The organism is Thermus kawarayensis JCM 12314 (assembly GCF_055393575.1).
On sequence record NZ_AP043756.1, the window covers coordinates 778,639 to 797,500 of the forward strand.

Sequence of the window (18,862 nt, forward strand, 5' to 3'; positions counted from 1 at the left end):
TTGGTTCTTCCTCTTGGCCTGGCTCTTCCTCCTGGCCCGGCCTTCCGGGCCCGCTTTGGCCTGCTGGCGCCCCGACTGCTTTCCCCCGGCCTCACACCCCGTACTCCCGGCGGAGCCTCGCCACCCGGGCCCGGGCGATGGGGAGGCGGGGGTCTTCGGGGGGTAGCCTCTCCAGGAGGGCCTCCCAGACCTCCAGGTCCTCCCCCAGGCGCTCGGCCAGGAGGAAGAGGTTCTCCGTGTCCCCTTGGGCCAGCACTGCTTGCCTCAGGGCCTCCTCCAGCTCCAGGCGGAGTTCCTCCACCCCCGGGGCCTGGCTCCAGGGGAGGAAGGGGCCTTGGTAGAGGGCCAGGGCCTCCTCCAGATCCCCCCGGGAGAGGGCTCTGAGAAAGGCCCTGAGGTCCGAGGGGGGAGGGTTTTCCAGGCGGTAAGGGGAACAGGCGATGCGGAAGCCCTTCTCCCGCAGGCGGTGGAGGAGGGCCTTCAGGGCCCCCGGGTTGGGCTCCCCGTAAAGCGCCTCCCCCAGGGCCTCTCCCGACAGGCCTGCCTCGCGGGCGAAGAGGAGGGCCAGGGCCTCGGTGCCCCTGGGGCCCAGGGAGGGGAGGGGGCCTCTCCCGAGGAAGCGAAGGAAGGGGGCTTCCGCCTGGCCCAGGAGGAAGGCCCGGGCCTCCGGGCGGAGGGCGGGGGCGAGCCCCGGGGCCAGGGGGGCTTCCACCTCCACCCCGAGGGCCTTCAGGCGGGCCTCGGAGAGGAGGGCGTAGAGCGCCCCGTCCTCCCGCAAAAGGCCGTGGGCAGCGAGGAGGCAGGCCTCATCCCCCTCCCCAAGTCCCCGGGCCAGGAGGTAAAACCCCCAGGGCCAGCCCTCCCGGGGGAGGAAGGCCTGGGCCCCTTCTAGGAGGAGCCGGACCTCGGGGGGGTCCAGGGCCAAGGCCCCGAGGACCAGGAAGCTCGCGAGGCTTGGCGGCTCCAGGAGAGGGAGGAGGCCCCGGAGGAGGTTCCTTGCCCGCCTCGAGCTTCCCCGGAGGAGGTGGGCCAGGGCCAGGGTGTGCCCCGCGAGGAGGCGCACCCCGGGGAAGGGGTGGGGCAGGAAGGGCTCCGCCTCCTCCAGGACCTCCGGGAAGGGCTTGGCGCCGAAGAGGAGCTCCAGGCGCAGGTGGTGCAGGATGGTCCAGGGGGAGGGGTTCTTGAGGCGGGCAAGGGCGGCGTGGGCCAGGGCCTCGAGGCGGCCCAGGCGCTCCAGGGCGATGGCCAGGGCCAGGTGGAGCCGGGCCTCCCCCTGGGCGTCCCCATGGAAGCGGCGCAGGGCCTCCTCCAGGGCCAAGGCCCCCGCCTTTGGGGGCAGGGCCAGGCCCAGGTGGTAGAGGGTAAGGGGGGTCTGGGCCCTTTGGGCGGCCTCCAGGGCCAGGGCGCGGTAGGCCTGAAGGTTTCCCCGCCTCGCTTCCACGAAGCCGAGAAGGGCGAGGCGCTCTGCTTCCAAAGGGCCCTCCTGGGGAGGAAGGAGAAAGGCCAGGGCTTCCCGGTCCCGCCCCTCTTCCAGCAGGCGGAGAGCGGGGGCGAGGAGAGGCTTGCCCATAGGGGAAGCCTACAGGCCCCCTCTTTCCTTGGGAGGGAAGGAAGCCACACTGGAGGGACGCCCCTTGGCCTTGCGTCCGGGCCCGATTGCGGCGCGGGCACTTAGTCTTCGCCCTTTAGGATGGCCTCAATCTTCGCCAGGGCCTCCTTCGGCAGGTCCACCCCCGCCGCTCCCAGGCTTTCCCGGATCTGCTCGGGGCGGGTGGCCCCGGTGATGGCGCTACTGATCCCGGGAAGCCTCAGGACCCAGGCCAGGGCGAGCTGGGTGCGGGTGAGGCCGAGCTCGTCCGCCACCTGCTTGAGCTTGAGCACCTTCTTACGGTTCTCCTCCGTGAGGAAGCGCTCGGCGAACTGGGGGTAGCGGGCGAAGCGGCTCTCCTCGGGGATGCCCCCGTCGTACCGCCCCGTGAGCATGCCCATGGCCAGGGGGCTCCACACCACGAGGCCCAGGCCGAAGCGCTCCGCTTCCGGAAGAATCTCGTTTTCCACCCGTTCCCGGTAGAGCATGGAGTACTGGGGCTGCTCCACCACGGGCGGGTGGAGGCCGTTTCCCCTGGCGAAAGCCACGGCCTCGGCGATGCGGGCGGCGGGCCACTCCGAGGTGCCCCAGTAGAGGGCGTACCCCTTCTCCACGAGGGTGTGCATGGCGTAGACGATCTCCTCCATGGGGACCTCGGGGTCGAAACGGTGGGCGAAGAAGAGGTCCACGTAGTCGGTCTTAAGGCGCCTGAGGCTTTTCGTGATGCTCTCCAGGAGGTGCTTGCGGCTTAGGCCCCGGTCGTTGGGATCCTCGGACATGGGCCAGTAGGCCTTGGTGGAGAGGACCAGGGTGTGCCGGGGGAACTCCTTCAGGACCTCCCCCATGATCTCCTCGGCCAGGCCCTTGGCGTAGACGTCGGCGTTGTCAAAGAAGTTCACCCCGCCCTCGTAGGCGATTCTAACGATCTCCCGGACCGTCTCCTTGTCCTTCACCGCGTCCCCGAAGGTCACCCAGGCCCCCAGGGAGATCTCGGAGACCTTCAGGCCCCACTTGCCGAGCTTCCGGTAGCGCATGGCACCCATAGCCCCCGGAGTCTACCTCCTTTGGCCGGGATTGACCAGCGGGTCAGTCGCTTTCCACCTCCAAGACCCCGCCCGGGGCCTGGAAGCCGATCCGCTTGTGGGTGCCGTCACAGAAGGGCTTGTTCCCCGAACCCCCGCAGCGGCAGAGGAAGACCCGCGGGCGCTCTAAGACCTCCTCCTTCTCCCCCACGCGCACCACGAAGCGCTTGCCCTCCACCCGGATGGGGCCGTTTTCCAGGAACTCTAGCTGCATGCCTTCACTCTACCTGAGAAGCCGGGCGAGGAGGGGGACGAGGAGGAAGAGGGCGAGGACGCGCACCGTGTGGAAGACGCCTACCAGGGCGGGGCTTCCCCCCTCGGCCTGGCTTAGGGGCCCCATGCCCGTGATCCCTCCCGGGGCCAGGGCGAAGAGAAGGGCCTGAGGGGGCCGGCCCAGGGGCTTGGCCAGGAGGAAGGCGAGGAGGAGGGCGAGGGCGAGGAAGGCGAGGGCGTTGAGGAGGGCATAGGGGAGGAGCTTGGGGGAGAGGAGCTCCTTCCGGAAGGAAAGCCCCACCAAGACCCCGGCGGCAAGCTGTACGGCGAGGTCCAGGCCCTTGGGGATGGGGGCGGGGGAGGCGAGGAGCTGGTGGAGGCCCGTGCCCAGCATGGCCCCCACCACGGCCCCGCCCGGAAGGCCCAGGCGGTAAAAGAGAAGCCCAAGGAAAACCCCGCTCAAGGAGGCGCGCAGGAGGTCCATGGGGTTATGGTATGCTTCCTCCCAACCATGAAGCGCTTCTTGCGGGCGATGGCTTGGCTTTTGGGCTTAGGGCTTCTCCTCGTCCTTCTCCTGGCCCTTTCGGGGTACCTCTACCTGAGGTCTTTCCTGCCCCAAGAGGAGGGCCGCATCGCCTTGAAGGGGCTTTCCGCTCCGGTGGAGGTGGTGCGGGACGGCAAGGGGGTGGTGCGCATCCGGGCGGCGACGCTTAGGGACCTCTTCTTCGCCCAGGGCTTCGTCCACGCCCAGGAGAGGCTCTGGCAGATGGAGTTCCAGCGCCGGGTAGGCCAGGGGCGTTTGAGCGAGGTCCTGGGGGAGGCTACCCTGCCCCAGGACCGCTTCCTCCGCACCTGGGGCTTCTACCGGGCGGCCAGGAGCGCCTACGAAAGGCTCTACCCCGAGGAGAAGGAGGCGGTGGACGCCTACGCCGCCGGGGTGAACGCCTTTTTGGCGAGCGGCGCCTCCTTGCCCTTGGAGTTCAGGCTCCTCGGTTTCCGCCCCGAGCCCTGGACGGGCCCCGACGTTTTGGTCTGGGCTAAGATGATGAGTTACGACCTTTCGGGGAACTGGGAGGAGGAGCTAAAGCGCCACCGCCTCCTCGCCCGGGGGGTAAGCCCGGAGAGGCTTCTCGAGCTCATGCCCCCTTACCCCGAGGACGCTCCCACCGTGCTCAGGGCGGAGGACCTCAGGCTTCCCCTCAAGCGGGAGGAGGCGCCCTCCGCCCTCCTCCAAGTGGCCCCGCCCCGCTTTGTGGAGGCCAGCAACAACTGGGTGGTGGCGGGAAGCCGCACCGCCACGGGAAAGCCTTTCCTGGCCAACGACCCCCACCTCGCCCTCCAGGCCCCGAGCCTCTGGTTCCTCATGGCCCTCGAGGCCCCGGGGCTTAGGGCCATGGGCGCCTCCTTGCCAGGTCTTCCCGGCATCGTCATCGGTAGGAACGACCGCATCGCCTGGGGGGTGACCAACGTGGGGGCGGACGTGGAGGACCTGTACCTATTGGAGGAGGTGGAAGGGCGGGGCTACCGCTACAAGGGGAGGGTCGTCCCCTACGGGGTGCGGGAGGAAAGGATCCGGGTGAAGGGCGGGAAGGAGGAGGTTCTGAAGGTACGGGAGACGGTCTTTGGCCCCGTGATCACCGATGCCCTCAAGGACCCTCCCAAGACCCCCATGGCCCTCCGCTGGGTGAGCCTGGACCCGGAAGACCACATCCTCATGGCCTTCCTGGGGGTGAACCGGGCAAGAAACTGGGAAGAATTTCAAAAGGCCCTGGAGCCCTACTCCGCCCCTAGCCAAAACTTTGTCTACGCCGACGTGGAGGGCAACATCGGCTACATCGCCCCGGGGAAGTTCCCCATCCGCAGGGAGGGGCACACGGGGATGGTGCCGGTGCCGGGGAACGGGGAGTGGGACTGGCTGGGCTACCGAAGCCCTGCGGAGTGGCCCAGGGCCTTTAACCCCCCAAGGGGCTATATCGTCACCGCCAACCACAAGGTGACCCCCAAAGGCTTTCCCTACGCCCTCACCTACGACTGGGCCGAGCCCTACCGGGCGGAGCGCATAGAGGAACTCCTCCTGGCCAAGGAGAGGCTTTCCCTCGAGGACATGAAGGCCATCCAGCAGGACCAAAAGAGCCTCCTCTACCGGGACTTCCGTCCCATTTTGGAGCTTCTCACCCCCCTCTCCGAGAGGAGCCGGGCCTTTCGGGAAAGGCTCCTCGCCTGGGACGGGACCATGGCCGCCTCCTCGGAGGAGGCCCTGGTCTTCGCCCTCTGGTACACCGAGCTCACCCGGCTTCCCGAGAGGGAGGTGGGGGAGGCCTACTGGGACCAGCCCCGCTACCTCCTGAGGGCCCTGAAGGAGGGGGATAGGAACTGCGACCAGCCAGAGACGGAGTACGCCGAGACCTGCCTGGACTATGCCGCCCTCGCCCTGGAAAGGGCCTTGGACCGGAAGGAGGCCTTAAGGGTTAGGGCCTGGGGCGAGGTCCACCGGGCGCGCTTTCTCCACGCCGTCCTCACCCACACGCCCCTAAAGCGCCTCTCCGACCGGGAGGTGGCCTTCGGCGGGGACCGGTACACGGTGAACGTAGGCCCCTTTGACCCCAAGACCCTTGCCATGGGCCACGGGCCCAGTTACCGCCAGATCGTGAACCTCGCGGACACGGAAAACTCCCTCTTCGTCCACCCTATGGGGCAGTCGGGCCACCTCTTTTCCCCCCACTACGCCGACCTCCTGGCCCTTTGGTGGCGGGGGGACTACCTCCCCATGCGCTTTGGGGTGCCTCCGGGGAGAACGCTCCTTCTGGAGCCCCTTCGCTCGCCTTGAGGGCCTCCGCCAGGGCCCAGCCTGCGCCTTGGCGCTTGGCGTGGGTGGAGGCCAGGCTGGCGAGCTTTAGAAGGTCGTCGGCGGTGGCCGAGAGGTTGGCCGGTACCCGTCCCTCCCGCCGCCTTCCCCCGGCCACGCCCACGGAGAAGCCCACCCTTTCTCCTCCCACTTCTAAGGGTTGCAGGAGCTCGGGGAGGGCGGGGAGGAGGACCTGTCGGGGCCGGGGAAAGACCAAGGCGAACTCGTCCCCCCCGTAGCGGTAGGCTTCCCCACCCAGGTCTTGGGCGAAGCCCTTCAGCCGCTGGCTCAAGGCCTTTAGGACCCGGTCCCCGAAGGGGTGGCCGTTTGCCTTGTTGAGGCGGCCGAAGTCGTCCAGGTCCACGAAGATAAGGGTGGGGTCCTTCCCCTGGGCCAGGAGGCTTTCCAGGTGGTGGCGCAGAAGGTCGGCCCGGGGAAGGCCGGTGAGGGGGTCAAAGTGCTGGCCCAGGGCGAAGGCCAGGGTCCCTTGGGTGAGAATGCCCAAAAGCCTTCCCTCCCGCATGACCAAGAGCCTCTCCAGGCCTTTGGCCTCCATCAGGGCCTTGGCCTCCAAGAGGCTCGCCTCCGGGGAAATCGCCACCGGGGGTCCTTTGAGCACGTCCACCACCAAGCGGTTGGGGTGGGCCCCCCGGAGGTCGCGGCTGGTGACCACCCCGAGAACCTGGCCGTCTTCCACCACCACCAGGCTTCCCACCCGGCGTTCGGCCATGAGCCGGGCGGCCTCCCGGACGCTCGTCCAGGAGTTCACCCGGATGGGGTCCGAAGCCATGGCCTCCATTACCCGGAGCATTTGTATCTAGTCTAACCGGATGGTCCTCCCCGTGTGAAGCACCACCTCCACCTGGGCTCGCACCACTTGCTCCTCGGAAAGGAGAGGCGCAAGCTCTTCCAGGAGCACCTCCTCCAGGGCCTCAGGTGCCAGGGCTCGCAGAAGGCTTTTCCGGACCAGGAAGGCTTCCACTGGCCCCTTCTCCACCTTAAGGAGGGTGAACTGGCCGGGAGCCAGGCTTTCCGCCATGCGCCTCGCCGCTTCGGGGCCGATGGGAGCGAGGCGGCCGATGAGGAGGACGTCCCAGAGGGGCGGGATCTCAAAGATCTGGCCGCTCAGACGCAGTTCTAGCTGCCGTTTGGAAGGGGGTGTTTTCTTGGCCATCCCCTTAAGTTTACTTCTCCTCCCCGTTCTCCAGCTTCTGGAAGTGCTCCAGAACCTCCCGCACCCGCTCGTGCACCCAGTAGGCCTTGCGGCCGAAGAGGAGCTCCATGGCCTCGTCCACTTCCTCCACGGCGTAGAGGTGGAAGCGCCCCTTCTCCACCGCTTCCACCACCTCCTCCCGCAGGGTGAGGTGGGGGAGGTTGGCCTTGGGCAGGACCACCCCTTGGGTGCCGGTGGGTCCTAGGGCCTGGCAGACCCGGAAGAAGCCCTCCACCTTCTCCGTCACCCGGCCCACGGCCAGGACCCTTCCCGTCTGGTCTATGGCCCCGGTGACCGCCAGGTCCTGCCTTAAGGGCAGGCCCGAGAGGGCCGAGAGGACGGCCAGGAGCTCGGCGAGCCCCGCCGAGTCCCCCTCGAGGCCCCCGTAGCTCTGCTCAAAGACCAGGCTCACCGTGGCGGAGAGGGCCCCCACCTGGGCGTAGGTGCCCCGCAGGTACCCGGCCAGGGTGAGGACGGCCTTGTGGAAGACCTGGCCCCCCAGGCCCACCTCGCGGTCTATGGAGAGCACCCCTTCCCGCCCCGGACCCGCCTGGGCGGTGATGCGCACGGGGCGGCCCATGGGAAGGGGGCCCTCCACCACCACCAGGCCCTTCACCTCACCCACCCGCTCCCCCGCCACCTCCAGGGCCACCACCCCTTCCCGGATCTCTTGCAGGTAGAGCTCCTCCTCCAGGCCAAAGCGTTCCTCCCGGGACCTCACCGCCTCCCGCACGGCCTCCCCGTCCACGGGGGCCCTCAGGCCCTGGGCCTCCCGGGCCAGGTCCAAGAGGCGGTAAAGCCGGGCGTCCAGGCGCTCCCGGTGGCCGGCCAGGCGCCGGGCCTCGTCGGCCAGGGCGGCCAGGCCCTCGGGGGTAAGGGGGACGCCCTCGGCCTCCAGGAACCCTCCCAGGTAGGCCAGGTTCTCCTCGGTGTAGGGGATCTCCGGGCTGAACTCCACCCGGAAGGGGAATAGCTCCAAAAACTCCTCATCCTCCTCCAGGAAGGCCATGACCTCCGGGGGGCCCACCAGGAAGACCTGGGCCTTGAGGGGAGCGGGCTTGAGCCGGGGGCCCTTGACCTCGGGCCTGGGGGTGAGGGGCTCCACCTCCCCGGTGGCCAGGGCCCGCTTGAGGAGGGGGTAGCTCCCCAGCTCCCACACCCGGTGGGCCTCGAGGACCAGCACCCCTCCCGTGGCCCGGTGCAACGCCCCGGGACGGAGAAGGCCCAGGTGGGTGGTGAGGACCCCTTCCCGGGCCTCGTACTCCAGGTGGCCGAAAAGCCTTTCCGGGATGGGGTTGGGCTCGTAGACCACCCGGTCCCCTCCCGCCACCAGGAGGTGGGGGAGGAGGGTTGAGGCCTCCAGCTCTTCTTCCAGAGCGGCGGCCCGGAGGAGGGTTTCCAGCACCCAGCCCACATAGGCCCTGGCCTCGGGGAAGCGCTCCTTAAGCCTTTCCGCCCTGGGCGAGAGGAAGCGCTCGGCGAAGCTCCGCCTTAAGGCGGCCACCTCCGCCTGGGCCTTCTGCCGGGCCTCCACGTAGGCCAAGACCGTCTCCTCCAGCCTGGCGGAAAGCTCCGGGGGCAGGGGGCCCTGGCCGGAGAGCCTCAGGCTTTCCTCCCCTTCCTCCAGGACGAAGCCGTGGGACTTGGCCTCCTCCCCTAAGGCTTCCAGAAGGGCCTCGGCCTCCTTCTGGTAGCGGGCTTCCACCAGGCTTTTGGCGTAGAGGAAGCCCTTTTCCCGGAAGAGGGCCGGGGTGAACTCGGAGAGAAGGGCTTCCACCTCCTCCAAAAGGGCCCGGCCCTCCCCCTCGGGGAGGAGGAGGGGGAAGGCCTCCTCTCCCAGGGGAAGGTAGACCAGCTCTTCCTTGGGGAAGGTGCGCCCTGTGAGGTAGCGCAGGAGGCGCTTGCGCTTGCCCAGGCCGCTTGGGCCCACCAAGTAGCCGTGCCCCCCCTGGCGAAAGGCGGCCTCCAGGGCCTTCAGGGCCCGCTCCTGGCCGAAGAAGGGCGGGGCGGGCCTAGGCCTTGTGGGGGGGGCGAACCAGCGAAGGGCAGAGACCCTCATCGCGCCCACTATACCCGGGCCTTTGTCCCCGGGGCCCTAGGGTAAACTACCGGCAAAGGGGGATTCCATGGTCAAGGTGGAGGTCTTGGGGATGGTTCTGGCCGGGGGGCAGGGAAGCCGCCTCTATCCCCTCACCGCCAAGCGGGCCAAGCCCGCCGTGCCCTTCGGGGCCAAGTACCGCATCATTGACTTCGTCCTGAACAACTTCGTGAACTCGGGAATCTACGCCATCTACGTCCTCACCCAGTACAAGGCCCAGTCCCTCACCGAGCACATCCAGCGCTACTGGCGCTTCGGGGCTTTCTTGGACGACCACTTCATCCTCCTGGTGCCCGCCCAGATGTACCGCTATGAGGAGCTCGGGCCCGTCTGGTACCGGGGCACCGCCGACGCCATCTACCAGAACCTGCACCTGGTGCAGAACCACGCCCCCGAGGCGGTGGCCGTCTTCGGGGGGGATCACATCTTCAAGATGAACGTCCGCCACATGGTGGAGTACCACCGGGAGAAGCGGGCGGACATCACCATCGCCGCCTACCCCGTGCCCGTGGAGGAGGCAAGCCGCTTCGGCGTCTTGCAGGTGGACGAGGAGTGGCGCATCACCGAGTTCCAGGAAAAACCCAAGACCCCCAAGCCCATCCCCCAGAGGCCCCATCTGGCCCTGGCCTCCATGGGGAACTACATCTTCCGCACGGAGGCCCTCTTTGAACTCCTGGAGGCCGACGCCCGGGACGAGACCAGCGCCCACGACTTCGGCAAGGACGTGATCCCCCGGGCCCTCAAGGAGGGGTACAGGGTCTACGCCTACGATTTCCACCGCAACCCCATCCCCGGCCAGGAGGGCCCCAACCTCTACTGGCGGGACGTGGGGACCCTGGACGCCTACTACGAGGCCAGCATGGACCTGGTGAAGGTGGTCCCCGAGTTTGACCTCTTCAACCCCGAGTGGCCCCTCCGCACCGCCAACCTCTTCAGCCCCCCGGCCAAGTTCGTCCACGAGACCGGGGAGCGGGTGGGGCGGGCCTTGAATAGCCTCCTCGCCGGCGGGGTCATCGTGAGCGGGGGGACGGTGAGGGAGTCGGTCCTCTTCCGCCGGGTGCGGGTGAACTCCTATAGCCTGGTGGAGCGCTCCGTCCTCTTTGACGACGTGGAGGTGGGCCGTTACTGCCGCATCAGGAACGCCATCGTGGACAAGAACGTCAAGATCCCCCCCCACACCGAGATCGGCTACGACCTGGAGTTGGACCGGGCCCGGGGCTTTACCGTGACCCCCGAGGGCGTGGTGGTGGTGCCCAAGGGCTACCGCTTCTAGCCATGGAGAAGCACCCCGGCAAGCTCTTCTACCGCCTCACCCGCTTGAGCCCGGGAGACGAGCTCCCCTTGAGGCGGAAACCCAAGGCCAAGGTCTACGCCAACCCCCTGGAAACCCAGGCCCTGCCCCCCTTCCGGGGGGAGGGGGGCCCCCCTTTGTTTCGCGCCATGGCCCACCTGAGGCCCCTTCTTCCCGAGGTGGGCTCGGCCCTCACCCTGAAGGACCTCTCCCAGGTGCTCTACCCCTTGGCCGAGCGGGAAGGGCGGCGGGGGTTCCCCTCGGCGGGGGAGGCTTATCCCCTCGAGGCCTACCTGGTGGCCCTCCGGGTGGAAGGGATGTTCCCCGGGGTCTACCATTACTTTTCCAAGGAGCACCAGCTCTTCCAGATCTCCCCCCGGGCCGAGGTGGCCCCTTGGTCCGAGGCCCTCATGGGCCTCGCCCTGGAAAGGGCGGCGGCCCTCCTTGCCTTCACCCTGGTGCCGGAGAGGAGCGAGGCCTTGTACGGCCTTAGGGGGTACCGGTATGCTCTTTTAGAGGCAGGCTACGCCGCTTCCCTCGCCTTGCTTGCCGCGGTGGGCCAGGGTCTGGCCGCCTATCCCGCGGAGACCTTCCACGACGAGGCGGTGGCGCGGCTTCTGGGATTGCCGGAGGGGGAGTATCCCGGGGTGGTGCTGGTTCTGGGGCGGTGAGTATTCGGGGAAACATTATGGGAAGGATTCTCTTGGTGGAGGATGACCCCCAGGTGGGCGAGTTGGTGAAGCGCTTTTTGGAGAAGGAGGGGTTCCAGGTGGGGTGGGCCCGCTCGGGGAGGGAGGCCCTGGACCGGGTGTGGGAGGGGGCGAGGCCGGACCTGGTGGTGCTGGACCGGGGCCTGCCGGATATGGAGGGGCTGGAGGTCTTGAAGGGCCTCCGCTCCTCAGACCCCCTCCTTCCCGTCCTCCTCCTCACGGGCCGGGCGGATGAGGACAGCCGGGTGGAGGGGCTTTTGGAGGGGGCGGACGACTACCTAGGGAAGCCCTTTTCCCTCAAGGAACTCCTCGCCCGCATCAAGGCCCTCCTCCGCCGGGCCGGGAAGGAGGGGAGGCGGCGCTTTGGGCCTTTGGAGCTGGACCTCGAGGCCCGCAAGGCCTTCTTTGAAGGGGAGCCCCTTAAGCTTTCCCCCACGGAAACGAGCCTGCTTCTGACCCTGGCCCAGGCTCCGGGCCGGGTCTTCACCCGGGAGGAGCTCCTCCTGAGGGTCTGGGGGCCCGAGTTTGAGGGGAACGAAAGGGTGGTGGACGCCTACATCCGCCTCCTTCGCAAAAAGCTCAAGGACGACCCCCTGGCCCCCCGCTTCATAGAGACGGTGGTGGGCCTGGGGTATCGCTTTCTGGGGGAGTAGTGGAGCGGGTCTTCGTCTACGGGACCCTCAAGCGGGGGGAGAGGAACCACCCCCTGGTGGCCCCCTACCTCCACCGGGTCCTCCCGGGGTGGGTGGAGGGGTTTCGCCTCTACCACCTTCCCCAGGGTCCCCACCGCCCCTACCCCTACCCCGCCATGGTGCCGGGGGAGGGGAGGGTGTATGGGGAGGTGCTTTGCCTGGCCCCGGAGGCCCTTCCCCTTTTGGACGAGCTGGAGGAGGAGGGGATGGAGTACCGGAGGGTGCGTATGGTGGCGCAGACCCCGGAGGGGCCGGTGGAGGCCTGGGCCTACCTGTACCTGGGCGGCCTCGAGGGGGCCCTGTCCCTTCCCCAAGGGGTTTGGAAGGGAGGGGATTGATGCGCGTGCTTCACGTGGCTCCCGAGGCCTACCCTCTGGTCAAGGTAGGGGGGCTTGCCGACGTGGTGGGGGCCCTCCCCAAGGCCCTGAGGCCCTTTGGGGTGGAGGCGGAGGTCCTCCTTCCCTGGCACGGGGGGCTTCAGGCGAGGCGCGCGGGGGAGGTGGCCTTCGCCTTCGCCGGGCGGGAGGAAAGGGCGTTTTTAGGGGAGCGGGTGGAAGGGGGGGTGCGGTTTCTTCTCCTCCAGGTGGAGGGCTTCGGCCGGGAACGGGTCTACGGCTACCCCGACGACCTGGAGCGCTACCTGCGCTTCGCCCTGGCGGCCAAGGAGGTGGCCCGGGATTACCCCCTGGTCCACGCCCACGACTGGACGGCGGCCCTCCTCGCCCTCTACGCCCCCACCGTCTACACCATCCACAACCTGGCCCACCAGGGCCTTGTGGACCCCGGGCCCTTCTTCCACTGGACCGGGCTTCCCTGGACGCTGTTCCACATGGAGGCCCTGGAGTTCTACGGCCGGGTGAACCTGATGAAGGGGGGGGTGGTCTTCGCCCGCCGGTTCACCACGGTGAGCCCCTCCTACGCCGAGGAGATCCAGACCCCGGAGTTCGGCATGGGCCTGGACGGGGTCCTAAGGAGGCATGCCGGGAAGCTCAGGGGCATCCTGAACGGCCTGGACACGGAGGTTTACCACCCCGCCAAAGACCCCCACCTCCCCGCCCCCTACACCCGGGAGGACCCCTCGGGGAAGGCCCGGGCCAGGGAGGCCTTCCGGGAAAGGACGGGTCTTAAGCCCCCCATCCTGGCCTACGTGGGCCGCCTGGACGCCCAGAAGGGGCTGGACCTCCTGCTCCAGGCCCTCCCCCGCCTGGTGGAGATGGGCTTCAGCCTCTACGCCCAGGGGGTGGGGGAGGAGGGGCTCGCCCAGGCCCTGGAGGAGGCGGAAAGGGCCTACCCCGGGCGGGTGCGCTTCCTCCCCGCCTACCACGAGCCCATGGCCCGCCTGGCCTACGCCGGGGCCGAAGCCCTGTTGGTGCCGAGCCGCTTTGAGCCCTGTGGCCTCGTGCAGATGATCGCAAGCCGCTACGGCACCCCGCCCGTGGCCCGGGCCGTGGGGGGGCTCAAGGACACCGTAGAGGACGGCCGGACCGGGGTCCTCTTCCAGAGCTACCACCCGGAGGGCCTCCTCTACGGGGTTTTGCGGCTTTTCCGCCTGGGGGCCGAGGAGATGGGCCTTAGGGGTATGGAGAAGGACTTCTCCTGGGAAGGCCCGGCCCGGGCCTACCGGGAGGTGTACCGGGAGGCCTTGGGCTAGGATGGAGGGCGTGAAGGACCTGGAGGCGGGGGCCCTTTCCGGGGATCCCAAGGCCCAGGCCCTCCTCCACTTCCTCAGGCTCCTCCGGCGGAGGGACTACGCCGGGGCCCGGGCCTACGCCGAGGGCTTCCCGGAAGGGGAAAAGGAGCGGCTCCTGAAGGGCCTTGCCCTTCTGGAGGAGGCCCCCGAGACCCTGGAGGACCCCCTCTTCGCCGCCGAGAAGGAGGTGGTCCTGGGGGTGAGGGCGGTGGGGGAGGGGAGGCGGGAGGAGGCGGAGGCGCGGTTCCGAAGGGCCCTGGAGCTGGATCCCCTGCACCACCGGGCCCTCACCAACCTGGGCACGCTCCATCTGGAGCGGGGGGAGGTGGAGGAGGCCCTCGTCCTCTACCAAAAGGCCCTGAAGCTCGCCCCCGACGACCCCCTTCTCCACGAGAACCTGGCCGCCCTCTACAAGCGGAAGGGGGACCTGGACAGGATGGTGGCCCACATGAAGCGGGCGGCCCGGCTGAAGATGGCCCCGCCCCCCGTCCTAGACCCCCTCACGGGCAAGCCCAGGCGCTCCTTCCGGGTGCCCCTTTGGGTGTGGGTTTTCCTCCTCGCCCTCCTGACCTACCTCCTCCTCCATAAGCCGTAGGGCCCGGTCCAGGGCCTCCGGGGAGCGCCCCTCGCTGAGGAGCCTGCGCCAGAGCCTCCCCTTGGGCCTTCCCCGGAAGAGGGGGAGCATGTGCCTCAGGACCGCCCAGGGGGGCGTGCCCCTTAGGGCCTCTTCCTCCAGGTAGGCCCGCATCCGCCGGGCCACCCCCAGGCGGCTTGGCCTATGGGGCAGGCCAAAGACCCTCTGGTCCGCCTCCTCCAGGACGAAGGGGTCCTCGTAGACCGCCCGCCCCAGCATGGCCCCGTCCACCCGCTTCAGGTGGAGGAGGGCTTCCTCCAGGCTCCTTATCCCCCCGTTGGTGACGAAGGTGAGGTGGGGGAAGTCCTCCTTCAACTGGTGGACCCATTCGTGCCGGAGGGGAGGGATCTCCCGGTTCCCCTTCGTGGAGAGGGTGAGGAGGGCGCTCCTCGCGTGGACGATGAAGACCGAAACCCCGGCCTCGGCGAAGCCCGCTACGGTGTGGGCCAGGGCGGGATAGGTTTCCTTCCCCTCGAGGCCCAGGCGCATCTTCACGCTCACCGGCACCCCCACCGCCTCGCCCATGGCCCTAAGGATTTCCGCTACCCGTGGGGTGTCCCTGAGGAGGCAGGCCCCGTACCCCCCTTCTTGCGCCTTTTCCGAGGGGCAGCCCAGGTTGAGGTTGATCTCGTCGTAGCCGAAGGCCTCCCCGACCCTGGCCGCTTCTGCCAGGCTCTTGGGGTCGTTGCCCGCAAGCTGCAGGGCGATGGGGTGCTCCTCGGGGCGGAAGGCGAGGAGGCGCTCCCGGTTTCCCTTTAGCACCGCCTGGTCCACGGTCATCTCCGTGTACAGCCGCACCCCCAGGCTCACCTGGCGGACCAGGAAGCGGAAGTGGCGGTCCGTGCGGTCCACCATGGGGGCCACGGAGAGCCTCAGGTCAAGCACCCTTCAGGACCTCCTCGGGGGCGAGGGGCCTGGGCTCGCGGAAGCTGATGGCCTCCCACTCCCCCTCCTCCACCACCTCTAGGCCCGGGCTTAGGGCCCTGAGCCTTGCCAGAAGGCCCTGGACCAGGTCCTCGGGGGTGCTGGCGGCGGAGGTTACCCCCACGTTTTCCACCCCGAGAAGCCACTCGGGGCGCAGGTCCTCCGGGCCCTCGAGGCGGTAGGCCCGCCCGGTGAGGTCCTGGGCCAGCTCGAAAAGGCGCATCCCGTTGGAGGAGTGGGGGCTTGTGAGGACCAAAAAGGCCTCCACCCGGGGGGCGATGCGCTTCACCGCCTCCTGGCGGTTCTGGGTGGCGTAGCAGAGGTCCTTGCGGGGAGGCACCACGAGCTTGGGAAAGCGCCGCTTGAGGATCTCAACGGTGGCCAGGGTGTCGTCCACGCTCAGGGTGGTCTGGGTGAGGACCACCACCTTCTCGGGGTCCGGCACCTCCACGGTGCGGGGGTCGGCCAGGCGGGGGTCCTTGCCCACGTGGGTGTGGACCGCCACCAGGAGGGTCCTTTCCGGGGCCTCCCCGTAGGTCCCCTTGATCTCCTGGTGGTCGGCGGAATCCCCGATGAGGAGGATCCAGTACCCCTCCTTGGCGTAGCGCCTGGCCTCGGTGTGCACCTTGGTCACCAGGGGGCAGGTGGCGTCCAAAATGGTGAGGCCCATCTCCGCCGCCTGCTTGCGGACGGCGGGGGGATGCCCGTGGGCGGAGAAGACCACCGTGCCCGCAAGCCGTCTTTCCCGCCCCAGCCTTTCCACCTCGGCCAGGTCCTCCACGAAGTGGACCCCCTTCCTCCGGAGACGCTCCACCACCACCCGGTTGTGGACGATCTCGTGGTAGACCACGAGTTCGCCCTTTTCTTTTAGGGCCTCCGCCCAACGCTCCACCGCCTCAATGGCCATGACCACCCCGGCGCAGAACCCCCGGGGCCGGGCCAGGTAGACCCGCCGAAGCCCCGCCATGCCCCCCATTCTAGGGCCCGGGGCTCCCCCCCTTTGTGGCCTGGGCGAGGACCCTTTCCGCCACCTCCCGGGCGAAGGGGGTTTGGGCCCGCTCCAGGGCCTTGCGGGCGGTTTCCTTGCCCCTCCCCCCGGGGCGGAAGCCCTCCTGGGCCCAGGCCAGGAGGGCCAGGGCGGTGGCAGGGAAGGGGAGCCCCGCCTGCTCCAGGAGGCCCAGGGCCTCCCCATAGCGGTGGAGGGCCTCCCGGTGGGCTCCTCTGAGGAGGGCTTGGCTCCCTTCTTGGAAGAGGCGGGCTATCCTGAGGAGGCCCTCCCCCTCCACCGGGGCCTCCCCGGCTTCGGCGGAGCGGAAGGCGGCCTCCAAAAGCCTTTCCAGGGCCAGGGTCCTTTCGGCCTCGGGGAGCAAAGGGGTGTACCAGGCCCCGAACAGGGGGGCGAACCAGGAGAGGCGGAGAGGGTTTTTGAGGTAGAGGGTCTCCCCCCGGGCCTCCACCTCCTCCCCCAGGGCCTTGAGGAAGGGGACGAGCCGGGGAAACCGGGCCCGCACCTCCTCCCGCTTGGCCTCGCCCTTCAGGGCCAGGAAGAAGCGGAAGGCCTCTACTCCTGCCATTCCTCCACTTCCTTGTAGTGGACCAAGGCGGCGAAGAGGGGGGAGGGTCCCTCGGAGACGGCGAACCTCACCTCCACCAGGACGGTGTTTTCCGGCAGATTTTCCACGAAGCGGTTCAGCCTCTCCTGGAATATGTCCGGGTCGTTCCCGGTGATGACCTTGAAGCGCACCCCCTGCATGGCTCCATTATGCCCGCCGCTCCACCAAAGCGGTGAGGAGTCCCCGGAGGAGGCCCGCCGCCTCCTTTCCCGGAAGGCGCTCCAGGGCGGGAAGGAGGGCCTGGAACCCTTCCTCTTTGAGCCTCTTTGCCGTGGCCTTGCTCCAGGAAAGGGCCCGGGAGGCCAGGAGCCTTTCCCAAAGCCAGCGCACCTCCTCCACGGGCTTCGCCTCCCGGGGAAGGCGGAGGAGGGCCTCCGTCCGGGCCCTTTCCTCCGGGGAGGCCTCTTCTATGAAACGGAGGAGGATCAGGGTGCGCTTGCCCTCGTAGAGGTCTCCGGCCCTCTCCTTGCCGTAGGCCTCGTCCCCCTCCAGGTTGAGGATGTCGTCCACGATCTGGAAGGCCGTGCCCAGCTTCAGGCCCCCCTCCTCGTAGGCCCCGGGGGGCTCTTGCCCGGCGAGGAGGGCTCCCAGGCGCAGGGGGGCCACGGCGGTGTAGTAGGCGGCCTTGTGGGCCACCATGTGGAGGTAGTCCTCGAGGCGGAGGTCCAGCCTCCCCGTGAGGGTCCAGAGGAGGTCCAGGTGCTGGCCGTAGGCGGTGCGGTGCACCACCTGGTGGAACTCCCGGAGCACCCCCGGGCCGAAAAGCCCCCTAAAGAGCCCTTCCGCCAAAAGCCCCCACATCTCGGCGTGCAAGGCGTCCCCGGCGTTTAGGGCCAGGGGCATGGGGTGGAGGCGGTGGAGGGCGGGGCGGCCCCGGCGCTCTTCCGACCCGTCCTCTATGTCGTCGTGGACCAGCACCCAGTTCTGGAAAAGCTCCATGGCCTCCGCGGCGAGAAGGGCGGCCTCTTCCCCGGCCCCGTGGGCCAGGGCGCTGTAGAAGGTGAGGAGGCCCCGGAGCATCTTCCCGCCTCGCTTGGGATATTCCTGGAGGAGGTTCCGGTAGGAGGGGTCAGGGTGGTCCAGGCGGGAAAGAAGCCCTTCCTGGATGGCCTGCCGGACCGTATCGGGCGCGGGCACCATGCCTTACACTTTAGGCCATGCGCGGCTACGCCCTGGGCCTTTTCGCCCTCAACCTCCTTACCCTCCTTTGGGGCACCACCTTCGTGGTGGTGAAGGGGGCCGTGGAGACCATGCCCGCCAGCGCCTTGGTCTTCCTCCGCTTCCTGGTGGCGAGCCTTTTCTTCCTTCCCTGGCTTGTGCGCCTGCCCAGGGGGGCCTTTGGGCCGGGGATGGAGCTTGCCTTTTGGTTGCTTTTGGGGTACGCCAGCCAGGCCATCGGCCTCCAGTACACCTCCGCCAGCCGGAGCGCCTTCATCACCGCCCTGAACGTGGTCCTGGTGCCCCTTCTCCTATCCTTGGGGGGAAGGAGGGTGGGGCGGGTGGGAAGGGCCGCCCTCCTGGCCTTTCTGGGGGTGGGGCTTCTCTCCTACGACCCCAAGCAGCCTCCCCTCAACGTGGGGGACCTCTGGACCCTGGCCACGGCGGTGACCTACGCCCTTTACATCCTCCGCCTCGAGGTCCACGCCAAGGCCGTTCCCTCCCTGCCCCTCACCGCGGTCCAGGTGGTAGGGACGGCCCTTCTGGCCTGGCCCTGGGCCCTGGGGGAAGGGGGCCTCTCCCGGGAGGTCCCCTGGGGGGCGGTGCTCTACCTGGGGGTGGTGGCCACGGCCCTCACCACCTGGCTCCAGACCTGGGGGCAGAGGCACGTCCCTGCGCCCCAGGCGGCGGTGCTTTACACCCTGGAGCCCGTCTGGGCCACCCTCTTCGCCTTCGTTCTTCTGGGCGAGCGCCTGGGCCTCACGGGGGTTCTGGGGGCGTCCTTGGTGGTTCTGGCCACCTTTCAGGCTATCCGCCGATCCCCAGCATGACCCGCTTGCGCAGGGTGGGCAGGGTGTTGCCGAAGGCGGGCTTGCGGTTGGTGGCGATGAGGATGGCGTCCACCAGGGCCTCCACCGGCTCGGGGGCGGCGAAGGCCCAGGCGATGTCCATCTCCAGATCCGTAAGCAGGCAGGGCCTGAGCTTCTTGTCCGAGGTGAGGCGAAGCCTTGAGCAGTTGGAGCAGAAGGGTTCCGTCACCGGGTTGATGAAGCCCACCGTGCCCTTGGCCCCGGGGATGCGGAAGACCCGGGCGGGGGAGGTGGGGTCGTGG

20 protein-coding genes and 1 pseudogene (1 of these 21 cut by a window edge) are annotated in these 18,862 nt (G+C 68.8%); 8 read left to right on the top strand and 13 right to left on the bottom strand.

Going from position 1 to position 18,862, the window contains the following annotated elements; all coding sequences use genetic code 11:
- Positions 1-91 precede the first annotated feature (91 nt).
- The 4 genes from ACZ5RK_RS04575 to ACZ5RK_RS04590 form a co-directional block, all read right to left on the bottom strand.
- Positions 92-1,570 (bottom strand): hypothetical protein, encoded by a 1,479-nt coding sequence (locus ACZ5RK_RS04575; RefSeq protein WP_464909841.1) that lies wholly within the window; start codon positions 1,568-1,570, stop codon positions 92-94.
- A gap of 101 nt (positions 1,571-1,671) precedes the next feature.
- The gene (locus ACZ5RK_RS04580) at positions 1,672-2,631 is read right to left on the bottom strand and encodes an aldo/keto reductase family protein (protein WP_464909842.1); all 960 of its coding nucleotides are present in this window, start codon (positions 2,629-2,631) and stop codon (positions 1,672-1,674) included.
- Between the two features lie 43 nt (positions 2,632-2,674).
- Positions 2,675-2,884 (bottom strand): CDGSH iron-sulfur domain-containing protein, encoded by a 210-nt coding sequence (locus tag ACZ5RK_RS04585; protein WP_054647356.1) that lies wholly within the window; start codon positions 2,882-2,884, stop codon positions 2,675-2,677.
- Between the two features lie 9 nt (positions 2,885-2,893).
- On the bottom strand, positions 2,894-3,367 hold the full coding sequence (locus ACZ5RK_RS04590; RefSeq protein ID WP_054647355.1) for an AbrB family transcriptional regulator: 474 nt from the start codon (positions 3,365-3,367) through the stop codon (positions 2,894-2,896).
- Positions 3,368-3,394: 27 nt separating this feature from the next.
- Between ACZ5RK_RS04590 and ACZ5RK_RS04595 the strand changes: the two genes are divergently transcribed.
- Positions 3,395-5,710, top strand: coding sequence for a penicillin acylase family protein (locus ACZ5RK_RS04595; RefSeq protein ID WP_464909843.1), 2,316 nt, complete (start codon positions 3,395-3,397; stop codon positions 5,708-5,710).
- Positions 5,711-5,828: 118 nt separating this feature from the next.
- Here ACZ5RK_RS04595 and ACZ5RK_RS04600 read toward each other — a convergent pair.
- The 3 genes and pseudogenes from ACZ5RK_RS04600 to ACZ5RK_RS04610 form a co-directional block, all read right to left on the bottom strand.
- Positions 5,829-6,539: pseudogene (locus tag ACZ5RK_RS04600) on the bottom strand (GGDEF domain-containing protein); the annotation flags it as partial.
- A 6-nt stretch (positions 6,540-6,545) separates the two neighbouring features.
- Positions 6,546-6,902, bottom strand: coding sequence for a hypothetical protein (locus ACZ5RK_RS04605; protein WP_464909844.1), 357 nt, complete (start codon positions 6,900-6,902; stop codon positions 6,546-6,548).
- Between the two features lie 10 nt (positions 6,903-6,912).
- Positions 6,913-9,000 carry an AAA family ATPase gene (locus tag ACZ5RK_RS04610; RefSeq protein WP_464909845.1) on the bottom strand — a complete coding sequence of 696 codons (2,088 nt, stop codon included), beginning with the start codon at positions 8,998-9,000 and terminating at the stop codon, positions 6,913-6,915.
- Positions 9,001-9,067: 67 nt separating this feature from the next.
- Here ACZ5RK_RS04610 and glgC point away from each other — a divergent pair, with 67 nt between their 5' ends.
- From glgC to ACZ5RK_RS04640, 6 genes are read left to right on the top strand one after another with little or no spacing between them, the layout of a single operon-like run.
- Entirely contained in the window at positions 9,068-10,312 is a 1,245-nt protein-coding gene (gene glgC / locus ACZ5RK_RS04615; RefSeq protein WP_464909846.1) for a glucose-1-phosphate adenylyltransferase, read from the top strand.
- Between the two features lie 2 nt (positions 10,313-10,314).
- On the top strand, positions 10,315-11,001 hold the full coding sequence (locus ACZ5RK_RS04620) for a SagB/ThcOx family dehydrogenase (RefSeq protein WP_464909847.1): 687 nt from the start codon (positions 10,315-10,317) through the stop codon (positions 10,999-11,001).
- 17 nt (positions 11,002-11,018) lie between these two features.
- The gene (locus ACZ5RK_RS04625) at positions 11,019-11,693 is read left to right on the top strand and encodes a response regulator transcription factor (protein WP_464909848.1); all 675 of its coding nucleotides are present in this window, start codon (positions 11,019-11,021) and stop codon (positions 11,691-11,693) included.
- Complete coding sequence (locus ACZ5RK_RS04630) at positions 11,693-12,070, top strand: gamma-glutamylcyclotransferase family protein (protein ID WP_464909849.1); 378 nt, start codon at positions 11,693-11,695, stop codon at positions 12,068-12,070. Before ACZ5RK_RS04625 ends, ACZ5RK_RS04630 begins: the two co-directional genes overlap by 1 nt.
- Positions 12,070-13,383 carry a glycogen synthase gene (locus ACZ5RK_RS04635; protein WP_464909850.1) on the top strand — a complete coding sequence of 438 codons (1,314 nt, stop codon included), beginning with the start codon at positions 12,070-12,072 and terminating at the stop codon, positions 13,381-13,383. Before ACZ5RK_RS04630 ends, ACZ5RK_RS04635 begins: the two co-directional genes overlap by 1 nt.
- Position 13,384: 1 nt before the next feature.
- Entirely contained in the window at positions 13,385-14,017 is a 633-nt protein-coding gene (locus ACZ5RK_RS04640; RefSeq protein ID WP_464909851.1) for a tetratricopeptide repeat protein, read from the top strand.
- Here ACZ5RK_RS04640 and dusA read toward each other — a convergent pair.
- The 5 genes from dusA to ACZ5RK_RS04665 are packed head-to-tail and all read right to left on the bottom strand — an operon-like array spanning position 13,913 to position 17,733.
- Positions 13,913-14,941: a tRNA dihydrouridine(20/20a) synthase DusA gene (dusA, locus tag ACZ5RK_RS04645; RefSeq protein WP_464909852.1), complete on the bottom strand. Its 1,029-nt coding sequence runs from the start codon at positions 14,939-14,941 to the stop codon at positions 13,913-13,915. The genes ACZ5RK_RS04640 and dusA overlap by 105 nt on opposite strands.
- A complete protein-coding gene (gene ispH / locus ACZ5RK_RS04650; RefSeq protein WP_054647748.1) occupies positions 14,934-15,956 on the bottom strand; it encodes a 4-hydroxy-3-methylbut-2-enyl diphosphate reductase in 1,023 nt (340 codons plus the stop codon). Before ispH ends, dusA begins: the two co-directional genes overlap by 8 nt.
- Before the next feature lies 1 nt (position 15,957).
- Positions 15,958-16,554 carry a hypothetical protein gene (locus tag ACZ5RK_RS04655; RefSeq protein WP_464909853.1) on the bottom strand — a complete coding sequence of 199 codons (597 nt, stop codon included), beginning with the start codon at positions 16,552-16,554 and terminating at the stop codon, positions 15,958-15,960.
- Positions 16,542-16,733: a hypothetical protein gene (locus tag ACZ5RK_RS04660; RefSeq protein ID WP_464909854.1), complete on the bottom strand. Its 192-nt coding sequence runs from the start codon at positions 16,731-16,733 to the stop codon at positions 16,542-16,544. Before ACZ5RK_RS04660 ends, ACZ5RK_RS04655 begins: the two co-directional genes overlap by 13 nt.
- Before the next feature lie 7 nt (positions 16,734-16,740).
- On the bottom strand, positions 16,741-17,733 hold the full coding sequence (locus ACZ5RK_RS04665; RefSeq protein ID WP_464909855.1) for a polyprenyl synthetase family protein: 993 nt from the start codon (positions 17,731-17,733) through the stop codon (positions 16,741-16,743).
- Between the two features lie 17 nt (positions 17,734-17,750).
- Between ACZ5RK_RS04665 and ACZ5RK_RS04670 the strand changes: the two genes are divergently transcribed.
- The gene (locus tag ACZ5RK_RS04670; protein ID WP_464909856.1) at positions 17,751-18,581 is read left to right on the top strand and encodes a DMT family transporter; all 831 of its coding nucleotides are present in this window, start codon (positions 17,751-17,753) and stop codon (positions 18,579-18,581) included.
- Here the strand turns inward: ACZ5RK_RS04670 and moaA are convergent.
- On the bottom strand, positions 18,559-18,862 hold the 3' portion of the coding sequence (gene moaA / locus ACZ5RK_RS04675) for a GTP 3',8-cyclase MoaA (protein WP_464909857.1). It continues 674 nt past the right edge of the window; the window shows 304 of its 978 coding nt (coding positions 675-978); its start codon lies beyond the right edge, outside the window; the stop codon is at positions 18,559-18,561. The genes ACZ5RK_RS04670 and moaA overlap by 23 nt on opposite strands.

Excerpts from the sequence above, each read along its gene's own strand:
- ACZ5RK_RS04625 (WP_464909848.1), top strand. The coding sequence starts at position 11,019 with ATGGGAAGGATTCTCTTGGTGGAGGATGACCCCCAGGTGGGCGAGTTG.
- ACZ5RK_RS04610 (WP_464909845.1), bottom strand. The coding sequence starts at position 9,000 with ATGAGGGTCTCTGCCCTTCGCTGGTTCGCCCCCCCCACAAGGCCTAGG.
- ACZ5RK_RS04605 (WP_464909844.1), bottom strand. The coding sequence starts at position 6,902 with ATGGCCAAGAAAACACCCCCTTCCAAACGGCAGCTAGAACTGCGTCTG.
- ACZ5RK_RS04660 (WP_464909854.1), bottom strand. The coding sequence starts at position 16,733 with ATGCAGGGGGTGCGCTTCAAGGTCATCACCGGGAACGACCCGGACATA.
- ispH (WP_054647748.1), bottom strand. The coding sequence starts at position 15,956 with ATGGGGGGCATGGCGGGGCTTCGGCGGGTCTACCTGGCCCGGCCCCGG.
- ACZ5RK_RS04635 (WP_464909850.1), top strand. The coding sequence starts at position 12,070 with ATGCGCGTGCTTCACGTGGCTCCCGAGGCCTACCCTCTGGTCAAGGTA.
- ACZ5RK_RS04580 (WP_464909842.1), bottom strand. The coding sequence starts at position 2,631 with ATGGGTGCCATGCGCTACCGGAAGCTCGGCAAGTGGGGCCTGAAGGTC.
- ACZ5RK_RS04620 (WP_464909847.1), top strand. The coding sequence starts at position 10,315 with ATGGAGAAGCACCCCGGCAAGCTCTTCTACCGCCTCACCCGCTTGAGC.
- ACZ5RK_RS04585 (WP_054647356.1), bottom strand. The coding sequence starts at position 2,884 with ATGCAGCTAGAGTTCCTGGAAAACGGCCCCATCCGGGTGGAGGGCAAG.
- ACZ5RK_RS04655 (WP_464909853.1), bottom strand. The coding sequence starts at position 16,554 with ATGGCAGGAGTAGAGGCCTTCCGCTTCTTCCTGGCCCTGAAGGGCGAG.
- ACZ5RK_RS04665 (WP_464909855.1), bottom strand. The coding sequence starts at position 17,733 with ATGGTGCCCGCGCCCGATACGGTCCGGCAGGCCATCCAGGAAGGGCTT.
- glgC (WP_464909846.1), top strand. The coding sequence starts at position 9,068 with ATGGTCAAGGTGGAGGTCTTGGGGATGGTTCTGGCCGGGGGGCAGGGA.
- ACZ5RK_RS04640 (WP_464909851.1), top strand. The coding sequence starts at position 13,385 with ATGGAGGGCGTGAAGGACCTGGAGGCGGGGGCCCTTTCCGGGGATCCC.
- ACZ5RK_RS04595 (WP_464909843.1), top strand. The coding sequence starts at position 3,395 with ATGAAGCGCTTCTTGCGGGCGATGGCTTGGCTTTTGGGCTTAGGGCTT.
- ACZ5RK_RS04670 (WP_464909856.1), top strand. The coding sequence starts at position 17,751 with ATGCGCGGCTACGCCCTGGGCCTTTTCGCCCTCAACCTCCTTACCCTC.
- ACZ5RK_RS04590 (WP_054647355.1), bottom strand. The coding sequence starts at position 3,367 with ATGGACCTCCTGCGCGCCTCCTTGAGCGGGGTTTTCCTTGGGCTTCTC.
- ACZ5RK_RS04575 (WP_464909841.1), bottom strand. The coding sequence starts at position 1,570 with ATGGGCAAGCCTCTCCTCGCCCCCGCTCTCCGCCTGCTGGAAGAGGGG.